Here is a 3,821-nt window from a genome sequence, read left to right as displayed (position 1 = left end):
AATTGCAGATGGTCGGCATAGACCACTATAAATCCGGCGCCGGTGGCTGCGGTCGTGAGGCCGGTGAAGCGTTCCGACGCCCAGCGGCTTTGTCCGGCCGGAGCGTAGACCATCAAGAGAGGATGAGTAACCGTAGCATCGTAGTTTGAGGGCGTGCGGACCATATATTTAATGCCATAGGGAGAGACTTTCCCATCGGTTGCGCCGGCAGGCCCAGGACGGGCACCGGACGGACAATGCCCGGTCGCCTTCCCGTAAACAAACGTGCCAAGTTGTGGAGGTTGCTCGTTTTCGCTGCAGGCAGTCAACGTGAGCTGAACGAAGAGAAGGATGAGGACAGAGATGAGGAATTGCGCTTTACTCAGCACGCCGTGGTCAGCTGACTCAGGTTATAGCTGAGTCAAAATTGCATAAGGGAGGCGTCATGCTCAAGCGTCGCCCTCTATCGTTGTTCGGTCAGAGTCCCTTCGCGACGACCTGCTTCCAAAAGGTCCACACATACTGACTGCCGGAGAGATAACCCAGCACCAGCGACAAATACAATGTAACGGTGCCGGCTAGGTGCATATTGCCGAGTTCCGCAAGCCCCGTCCCCTCCAGGATCAGCAGAATGATGGCGATGACTTGGAGCGCCATCTTGTATTTCCCGGTCGTCTCCGCCGGAATGATCATCCCTTCTCCCGCAGCAATGGCGCGGATGCCGGTCACTGCGACTTCGCGCGCAATGATGAGTAATGCTACCAACGCGCTGACCCGATCTACATTCATCAAGAGAATCAGCGCCGATAAGACCAAGAGTTTGTCGGCGATCGGATCGAGCAGTTTGCCGAGCTTCGTCACCTGGCCGGTTCGCCGTGCGATGTAGCCGTCCAACATATCCGTCACTGCCGCGACGGTAAAGATAATAGCCGCCGCCAGCGATTGATCGGGCGTTGGATTGACGAAGAGAATAATGAAGACGGGAATCAGGAGTATGCGGATGAGCGTCAGGAGATTGGGCAGATTGAGGGACTCTTGCCCGATCTCTCGCCACACTTCCAGAACGCGGTTCATAGTTACACCTGTCTCCTAAACAATCCCGTTCTTGAGTAGATCGTGTAGATGGATGACTCCTCGGATAGCCCGACCGTCTTCCGTCACCACCAGTGTCGTGATCGAATACCGTTCCATCATCTCCACCGCCGTAGCCGCCAGTTCATGCGGTCCGATCGTTTTTGGATTGCGTGAAGCCAACTCGCTTGCCGTCGTGTTCACCAAATCCATGCCCCGCTGGATAAACCGTCGCAAGTCGCCGTCGGTAATCACTCCGACCAACCCACCCTCCTGATCCACCACCGTCGTCATGCCGAGCTTTTTTGCCGTCATTTCAAGCATGGCCGCCATGCCTCCGACGGCGGCTTGGACCATCGGGATATCCGAATCGGCATGCATGAGATCTTTCACTTTCACCAGCAACCGTCGTCCCAAGGTGCCGCCGGGATGGAACCGCGCAAAATCCTCTTCCTTGAATTCCCGTTTTTTCAACAGGGCGACGGCCAGCGCATCGCCCAGCGCCAATGTGGCGGTCGTGCTGGCGGTAGGAGCCAGCCCCATCGGGCAGGCCTCTTCCTGGACCGACACATCGAGCGCGACATCGGCATTTTTCGCCAGGGTCGAATTCGTCCGCCCCGTGAATGCGATCACCGGAATGCCCAGCCGTTTCACGTACGGAAGCAATTGAAGCAACTCCTGCGTCTCGCCGCTGTTGGAAATCGCGACCAACGCATCCCGACGAGCCAACATGCCTAAATCTCCGTGCACGCCTTCGGCGGGATGCAGGAAGAAAGACGAAGTGCCGGTGCTGGCAAGCGTCGCGGCGATCTTTTGCCCGATCAAGCCGGATTTTCCCATGCCGGACACGACGACCTTCCCTTTGCATTGAACGAGCAGATCCACGGCTTTGGCAAACTTCGTATCCAGCCGATCAATCAGCGCTTGAACCGCTCGAGCCTCGGTTTCAAGCACGCGCCGGCCATCGGCAACGCTTTCTTCCATCCTTGCGGTTTTTGATTCTCGACCGGATGGCTTCATGCTCATGATACTGTGCCTTGTAGCGGCCTTTGATAGTGGGCGGGTTGCTTTCACCGTTGTCGTTCGACTGCGGCGCGCGGACGATTTCAGTTTCTTAATGTTGCCGCGTCGCATATGCGCAGGACCCGCTCCAGCAAGGACTTCAAGTGATGCAACGGGACCATGTTCGGCCCATCGGAAAGCGCTTCGTCGGGATTCGGATGGACCTCCATGAAGAATCCGTCGACACCCGCTCCGGCCGCGGCGCAAGCCAACGGTTCGACAAATTCCCGCTGGCCGCCGGATTTGGTCCCCCCCCCACCCGGCAGTTGAACACTATGGGTCGCATCGAAGACGACAGGATACCCGAAGTTCCGCATAATTGGGAAGGACCGCATATCCACGACAAGATTGTTGTAGCCAAATGAAGACCCCCGTTCGGTGAGCAGAATCCGCCGGTTTCCACTCTCTTCGATCTTCTTCACCGCATGGCCCATTTCGATCGGTGAGAGAAACTGCCCCTTCTTCACGTTCACGACTTTTCCGGTTTGCGCGGCGGCGATCAATAGATCCGTCTGACGACAGAGGAAAGCCGGAATCTGGAGGACATCCACGACCTTCCCCGCTTCCGTCGCCTGCTCTTCCGTGTGCACATCGGTCAAGACGGGAAGCGCAAAGTGCGCCTTCACCTTTGCGAGTACAGCCAGACCTTCTTTGATCCCAGGACCACGAAAGGACTTGATGGAAGTACGGTTGGCTTTATCGAATGACGACTTGAAGATGTATGGGATACCCAGCGCCTTCGTGATCTCGGCGACTCGTCCCGCCGTGTCCATTGCCAGTTGCTCGCTTTCGATGACACAAGGACCGGCAATCAAGAACGGGCGCTGCCCCTGGCCGACTTTGAACGTTGCAATATCGACGAGATGTGCCACAGCTACGCCTCTAGATTCAGGTTAAGGTTGAGGTTAAGTGTAAACTTCACGCATCGGCATTAACATCTTTTCTTCCGCCTTAGCCTAAACCTCGACCTTCATCTTCAGTGTCCCAGTTTCTTGCGCAACGCCGCCCCGACGAACCCGCTAAAGAGTGGATGCGGACGGTGTGGACGGGAGCTGTATTCAGGGTGGAATTGAGTTCCCAAAAACCAGGGATGATCCTTCAACTCGATGATTTCGACCAGCCGCCCGTCAGGAGAAACTCCGCTCAGGACCAATCCTTTCGCGGTCAGTTGCTCACGATACGAATTATTGAATTCATAACGATGACGATGGCGTTCACGAACCTCGCTCACGCCGTACATCTTCTGCGCGAGTGTCCCCTCTTCCAACTTACAGAGGTACGACCCGAGTCTCATGGTTCCTCCCTTGTCGCTCACGCCATGCTGATTGGGCATGAGATGGATCACGGGATGGGGGGACCGTTCGTCGAACTCGGCGCTGTTGGCTCCGGCCAATCCGGCCACATTCCGCGCGAACTCGATCGCGGCGCATTGCATGCCCAAACACAGTCCGAGGAACGGGACGTGACGTTCCCGCGCATACCGAATGGTCGTCACTTTTCCCTCGATTCCTCTTGTCCCGAATCCACCGGGAATCAAGATGCCGTCTGCCTCTCGCAGAATTCGCTCGGTCCCTTGCCGCTCGATATCTTCGGACTCGATCCAATTGATATTGACTCTGGTTTCATGATCGATCCCCCCATGAACCAGCGCCTCACCCAAGCTCTTGTAACATTCTTTTAAGCCCACATATTTGCCCACCAACGCGATG

4 protein-coding genes and 1 pseudogene are annotated in these 3,821 nt (G+C 56.4%); all 5 read right to left on the bottom strand.

All coding sequences use genetic code 11. From position 1 onward, the window contains the following. Nucleotides 1-368 (bottom strand): annotated as a pseudogene (locus tag ACOSYY_RS08935) (poly(3-hydroxybutyrate) depolymerase); the annotation flags it as partial. Between the two features lie 88 nt (nucleotides 369-456). Then, the gene (pgsA, locus tag ACOSYY_RS08930) at nucleotides 457-1,053 is read right to left on the bottom strand and encodes a CDP-diacylglycerol--glycerol-3-phosphate 3-phosphatidyltransferase (RefSeq protein ID WP_421661919.1); all 597 of its coding nucleotides are present in this window, start codon (nucleotides 1,051-1,053) and stop codon (nucleotides 457-459) included. Nucleotides 1,054-1,068: 15 nt separating this feature from the next. Beyond that, on the bottom strand, nucleotides 1,069-2,070 hold the full coding sequence (locus ACOSYY_RS08925; RefSeq protein WP_526023306.1) for a KpsF/GutQ family sugar-phosphate isomerase: 1,002 nt from the start codon (nucleotides 2,068-2,070) through the stop codon (nucleotides 1,069-1,071). Between the two features lie 86 nt (nucleotides 2,071-2,156). Further along, entirely contained in the window at nucleotides 2,157-2,984 is an 828-nt protein-coding gene (kdsA, locus tag ACOSYY_RS08920; RefSeq protein ID WP_421661917.1) for a 3-deoxy-8-phosphooctulonate synthase, read from the bottom strand. Nucleotides 2,985-3,088: 104 nt separating this feature from the next. Continuing rightward, nucleotides 3,089-3,821 (bottom strand): CTP synthase (gene pyrG / locus ACOSYY_RS08915; protein ID WP_421661916.1); only part of this gene is annotated, 733 nt, incomplete at its 5' end.

The sequence above is a fragment of the Nitrospira sp. BLG_2 genome (genome assembly GCF_049222245.1).
The sequence above is the reverse complement of the archived record's forward strand: the minus strand, read 5'-3'. Positions and strand labels throughout refer to the sequence as shown.